Source organism: Treponema sp. TIM-1, assembly GCF_046533115.1.
Lineage (GTDB): Bacteria > Spirochaetota > Spirochaetia > Treponematales > Breznakiellaceae > JAIRMO01.
This window is the reverse complement of the sequence record NZ_JAJQRC010000004.1, coordinates 147,137-153,155: the sequence shown is the minus strand read 5'-3', so window position 1 is coordinate 153,155 and position 6,019 is coordinate 147,137. Positions and strand designations below refer to the sequence as shown.

At 53.7% G+C, this 6,019-nt stretch carries 5 protein-coding genes; 4 read left to right on the top strand and 1 reads right to left on the bottom strand.

From position 1 onward, the window contains the following. Positions 1-244 precede the first annotated feature (244 nt). The 4 genes from LQZ21_RS03920 to LQZ21_RS03905 all read left to right on the top strand — a co-directional run bounded on the left by LQZ21_RS03920 (position 245) and on the right by LQZ21_RS03905 (position 5,442). Positions 245-1,588 carry a type 2 periplasmic-binding domain-containing protein gene (locus tag LQZ21_RS03920; RefSeq protein WP_411042861.1) on the top strand — a complete coding sequence of 448 codons (1,344 nt, stop codon included), beginning with the start codon at positions 245-247 and terminating at the stop codon, positions 1,586-1,588. A gap of 62 nt (positions 1,589-1,650) precedes the next feature. Beyond that, positions 1,651-2,544: a carbohydrate ABC transporter permease gene (locus tag LQZ21_RS03915; RefSeq protein ID WP_411042860.1), complete on the top strand. Its 894-nt coding sequence runs from the start codon at positions 1,651-1,653 to the stop codon at positions 2,542-2,544. Between the two features lie 2 nt (positions 2,545-2,546). After that, positions 2,547-3,380 carry a carbohydrate ABC transporter permease gene (locus tag LQZ21_RS03910; protein ID WP_411042859.1) on the top strand — a complete coding sequence of 278 codons (834 nt, stop codon included), beginning with the start codon at positions 2,547-2,549 and terminating at the stop codon, positions 3,378-3,380. Between the two features lie 112 nt (positions 3,381-3,492). Continuing rightward, positions 3,493-5,442 carry a glutaminase domain-containing protein gene (locus LQZ21_RS03905; protein WP_411042858.1) on the top strand — a complete coding sequence of 650 codons (1,950 nt, stop codon included), beginning with the start codon at positions 3,493-3,495 and terminating at the stop codon, positions 5,440-5,442. Here LQZ21_RS03905 and LQZ21_RS03900 read toward each other — a convergent pair. Beyond that, entirely contained in the window at positions 5,429-5,902 is a 474-nt protein-coding gene (locus LQZ21_RS03900; RefSeq protein WP_411042857.1) for a flavodoxin family protein, read from the bottom strand. The two genes, LQZ21_RS03905 and LQZ21_RS03900, sit on opposite strands and share 14 nt — an antisense overlap. Positions 5,903-6,019: the final 117 nt, after the last annotated feature.

Sequence of the window (6,019 nt, the reverse complement as noted above, 5' to 3'; positions counted from 1 at the left end):
TCTCCTCTGTTTGGGGGACCCCGACGGTAAGCCGGGGTTTTTGCCCGGGGAAAAACGGCATTTTTCCCCCCCCCCCCCCCCGCTAGGACTACCGGGAATTTTCAGCCGCCACAAAATCACCATTCTCAGGAAGGGTATTGCTTTTTGCTATCCCTGTCTACGTTTTTTCAATACCAGGCGATTTTTTTTCTCAGGAGAATTACAGCGTTAAGTCTGTAAATATAAATTTTTTGGAGGATAATCTATGAAAAGGTTTCTTTTAACCGGAATGATGCTCCTGTCCATGACCGCGCTGATTTTTGCCGGCGGACAGCAGCAGGGTGGGACGCAGCCGAGCGGGGGCAGTACCCCGGCGGTAAGCGTCAACGAAGACGGTACGGTCAACAACCCGGAAGATGTGGTGGTGGACCCCAACAAGTTGGTCTTCTGGTCCCTGTTCGCCGGGGGTGACGGCGCCTGGATGGACCGGATCATCGCAGATTATAACGCCACCGGTCCCACCCGGCAGGTACAGTCGGTCATGTTGGTATGGGCGGATTATTATACCAAATTCGGTACCGCGGTAGCCGCCCGCCGGGGCCCGGATATCGGGGTTTCCCATATTTCCCGGCTGCCGGAACTGGTGGAACAGGGCATGGTTATTGCTGTTGACGATTATGCCGCAAAAGCGGGGGTTAGCTGGAATGATTTTGCCCCTGCCATGGTAGAGGGGATCACCTTTAACGGCAAGAAATATGCCATACCCCTGGATACCCATGCGGAGATTATGTACGCCAACCTGGATAAGATCAAAGCCGCCGGGATACCCCTGACCAATAACCAGCTTTCCATCGCCAATGCCGCGGAATTTAAGGCTATCCTGGAAAAACTCAAATCCACGCTCCAGTCCGGTGAAACCGTTATTGCCCTTAGCCAGCAGGGGGACGATCCTTACCGGGTATGGTGGGCCACCTATTTCCAGATGGGCGGAACCCCCCTGGTTAACGCCGCGGGCACCCAGGTTACCCTGGATCAGGCCATCGCCATTCGGGCAGCGGATTATATCAAGAGTCTCTGGACCGACGGTTATATCCTGCCCGGTATAGAGGATCATCAGCGTTTCTTTCAGGATGGACACGCCGCCCTGTCCTATTGCGGTACCTGGGCAACCGGGGTTTTTGGCGAAACCAAGGGACTCAATTTCGTTGGTCAGCCCTATCCCCGGCTCTTTGGAACCAATGACGCCTGCTGGGCGGACGCCCACGTTTTTGTGATTCCCACCAAGCAGGCCCGGAACGCGGCGAATACCCAGGCGGCGGTGGACTTTAGCTTCTGGGCCGCCTCCAAGGGCGGAGCTACCTGGGCGCAGTCCGGCCAGATCCCCTCCCACATCCCGGTGCAGTCCAGCCCGGCTTTTACCGCCCTTCCGTACCGGTCGGGTTATTCCCGGGCCGCCTCCACCGCGGTACTTCCTTCAAAGAATGTTAACTTCGGGGCGATCAAAGATTCCATCATTCAGAATCTGAATACCTTCTGGGCCAACCAGACGACTTCAACCGCGGCGATTCAAAATATTATTTCCGAGATGAACGCGATTATTAAGCGCTAGTTTTACCCGGGAAACGGGAACAAATTCCCGTTTCCCTTATTTTTTTATGGGGAACAGATGGGATGGAAAAAAAGAATAAACCGCTCTTTTCAAAAACCCTGACGGCATTTTTGTTTTTATTTCCTTTTTTTGTATTGTATACCACATTTATCATTTGGCCGGTGATCCAGGGAGTGTATGTGAGTCTCCACAAATGGGGCCTCATGGGCAAGATCCGTTTTTTGGGATTGGGAAATTATACCCGTTTTCTCCAGGACAAATATTTCTGGGAAGCCCTCTGGCATACCACCTGGTTTGTCATTATCTCGGTTCCCCTGCTGGTGGCGGTTCCCCTCTGTCTGGGGATCCTGGCAAACCGCGGACTTAGGATCAAAAAATTCCTGCGGATCGCCTATTATGTACCGACGGTGCTTTCGGTGGCGGTGATCTCCCGGATCGTCCGGTGGTTTTTTGAACCCTATTGGGGGGTATTGAGTTTTCTGCTCCACGATTTGGGGATCCTGGCCCAGGGGGAGGAAATTATGTGGCTTCAAAATATAGGGCTCATCTGGACGGTGGTTACCCTGATTACGGTCTGGTGGACCATAGGGTTCAGCATGATGCTGGTTATTTCCGCCCTCCAGGATATTCCCGAACAGCTTTATGAGGCGGCGGAACTGGACGGCGCTGGGAAAGCCCGGCAGCTCTTCGGCATAACCCTGCCCCTGCTCAAACCCGTAACCTATCTTATCCTGCTGCTTCAGACCATTGCTTCCTTTAAAATTTTCGGTCAGATCCAGCTAATCACCGGGGGCGGTCCCGGTACGGCGACCCGGCCTCTGATTCACTATGTATATGACGTCGCTTTCCGGCAGAGTGATATGGGCTATGGCGCGGCCATGTCCTATGCCCTGTTTCTCATTCTGGTGGTCCTTTCCTATATACAACTGCGCATTCAGCGGAAGAAGGAGGAATAGTTATGAGAATATACCGTAAATACAGTGCCGGAAATATTATCCTGACCCTCCTTTCCCTAACCATTGCGGTGATCTTTCTTTTTCCCTTGATATTCGGCCTTTTCGCGTCCCTAAGACCCGAAAGTGCCTCCGCTAGGCATTTCATTGACTGGTTTAAGCCCCCCTATACCCTGGCGAATTATGTATATATCCTCGGGAAAAGCAGTGTGCCCATATGGACCTTTAACAGCTTCCTCATCGCCGTCATTAGTACCGGTCTGGGCTTGTCGGTTTCCGCCCTGGCGGCATACCCCCTGGCAAAGATGGAATTTTGGGGCAAGCGGAGTATCTTTTTCTATTTTCTTATGGGCCTTATGGTTCCGGGGGAGGCCACCATTGTGCCCCTTTTTATCACCGTCAACGGCCTTTATATGATCGACACCTATGCGGGGATGATACTGCCGGGAATCGCCGGTTCCATGGGGCTGATTATCATGGTAAGTTTTTTTAAAAGCATCCCCAAGGAACTCATCGAAGTGGCCCAGATTGACGGGGCAAAACATCCGGTTATTTTTTCCCGGATCGTTATCCCCCTTTCCCGGACGGTGCTGGTTACCAACTGCATCCTGTCCTTTATCGCCTCTTGGAACAATTATCTATGGCCCCTCCTCTGTGCCATGAGCGAACGGATGTTTACCCTGCCCGTGGGACTGCCCACCTTCGAAAATACCTATGCTACGGATCGGGTGATCCCTATCACCAGTAATATGGCGGCATCCATCCCGGCGATCATCATATTCCTCATCTTTGAACAGCAGATCACCCAGGGTATTGCCATGACGGGAATCAAAGAGTAAAGTGAATCGTTTTTTAATATTGGCATTATCAAGGGCATCCCTTTTTCTTGGGCTGCCCATTATACTTGGTGCCTGCCTCAGCGTAGGACCGCCTCCGCAACAAGGAGTCCCCATGGACACCCGTTTTCCCAGTGTGCCCCTCATCACCTGCGATCCCTATTTTTCGGTTTGGTCCCCCGCGGACCGGCTCTATGACCGCGACACCGTCCATTGGACCGGCCGGGTCCAGCGGATCTCCGGTCTGGTGTCGGTGGATGATACCGTCTACCGGTTTATGGGCTTGGGCTCTGAGCCGGTCCTTACCCAGACCGCCCTGGAGCTCAGGGCCACCTCTTCCCGGTATTGTTTTGAAGGGGCGGGGATAACCCTGGAGATAAGTTTCCTCTCCCCCCTCCTGCTTGATGACCTGGACCTTCTGTCCCGTCCTGTTTCCTATATCGGGGTAAAGGTGGCGGCCGGGAATCATAGGGTGGCGGTAACCTTTGCGTTTGACGGTAGTTTTTGCAAATACGGCGATAATCCCGCCCCCCTGGTCGGCGGTACCCATGCCCTGGAGGGCTGCCGTGCCGGATGGCTGGGACAACGGAAACAGGCCCCCTTAAGCCACAGTGGGGATGATGTTACCATCGACTGGGGGTATCTGTACCTGGCGGTACCGGAAGGGCAGGGTAGGGTTTTTATATCAGGCGCGGGACAGGAATTGTCCGCCCGGTTGGAATTTCCGGATCTGTCCGGCGGAGAAGGGCTGGTGGCGGCGGCCTACGATGATCTGGCATCGATCAACTATTTTGGGGAAACCCGCCGGGCCTATTGGGCCCGGGAAGGGAAATCTTTCCTTACCCTGCTAGAGGAAGCGGTGGCGGATTATGAACCCCTTAGAGACCGCTGTACTCGGTTTGACGCGGAATTAAACGAAAAGGCCCTGGCTTCGGGCGGGACGGATTATCAACGGATTCTTAGCCTGGCATACCGGCAAACCATTGCGGCCCACAAGCTTATCACCGACGAGCATGGGGAGCTGGTCTTTATCTCCAAGGAATGTTTTTCCAACGGCTGCGCCGCCACGGTGGATGTGAGCTATCCTTCGGTCCCCCTCTATCTCTTGTACAACCCCGAACTGGTCAAGGGAATGCTCAGGCCCATTCTCCGCTTTGCCCGGCAGCCGGTCTGGACCTACGACTTTGCCCCCCATGACGCGGGCCGTTACCCCTATGTGACCGGTCAAGTATACGGGCTCCGGCAACATTCCATAGGTAACACCGAGGTGTATCCCCCCTTCTATGCCTTTCCCGCCAATTCGGCCCTCTACGATCTCCGTTCCCAGATGCCGGTGGAGGAATGCGGCAACATGCTTATCATGATGGCCGCTGTTGCCAAGGCCGAGGGGAATGTCGATTTTTCCAGGCCCCATTTTGATCTGGCAAAAAAATGGGTCCGCTACCTTATCGAATATGGGGAAGATCCCGGGGAACAGCTCTGTACCGATGATTTTGCCGGCCACCTGGCCCATAACTGCAACCTTGCCGCCAAGGCGATCATGGGGATCGAGGCCTACGCCATCCTCCTTGATATGGCGGGGGACCGGACCGAGGCCGGGGAGTACCATGCCAAGGCCCAAGCCCTGGCCGCCGCCTGGATTAAGAATACCCGCCGGGGGGATCATACCGCCCTGGTATTTGACCGGGAGGATGGCTGGAGCCTTAAATACAACCTGATCTGGGATAAGCTCTTTGGAAGCGGTTTATTTGATCCGGCGATCTACGAAACCGAGATTCGCTGGTACCTGAAAAAACAGAATCCCTACGGGGTACCCCTGGACAGCCGCCGGGAGTATACCAAATCGGACTGGATCCTTTGGGTGGCCGCCTTTACCGACCATAAGCCGGATCGGGAGGCCCTGATAAAGCCGGTGGCGGCCTTTTTACGGGACACCCCGGACCGGGTTCCCTTTTCCGACTGGTACGATACCCTGAACGCCAAACACTATTACTTTCAGAACCGCACGGTCCAGGGGGGGCTCTTTATGGTACTGTTAGCCGATGCCTGGGCTACAGCCCCTTGATCCATTCGTTGAGTTTATCAATTACCCCCTGCCGCTGCTGCTTTTTGGGGTTAATAAAATCTATCTCCCCCACAAAGGTATTGTCCGGAAGTTTGGCTTTTATTTTGTCAAAAACCTTCCCCCTTCCGCCGGCATGGCAGCAAAAAAGAGCGATCTTTTTGTTGCGGATCCGCTGTTCCCCCAAAAAGGTATTCAAGGCCGGCGACGGGCTTGCCGCCCATACCGGGGTACCGATGATGATAAGATCATAGGCTTCAGGATCGATCGTATAGGGCTTAAGGGAGGGAGTTTTCTTCATTAATACCTGGCTGCCGCCCCAGAGGTATTTTGAAAAGCCTTGTGGTTTTTTATCCTCCGTCGTCTGTAGTTCAATAAGATCCGAGCCCAGGGCATCTTTTATCAGCCCCGCGATTAAAGCGCAATTACCTTCATAAGAATAATAAATAACCGCTGTTTTCATAGACCAACTCCTTTAATAGGGTCCTTGTATAATAATAAGGCGGCTTCTAAATGTCAAATACCGGTTTGGGGTAAGGGCAAATACTTTTACCCCACCCGAATACTGGCCTATGCAGCA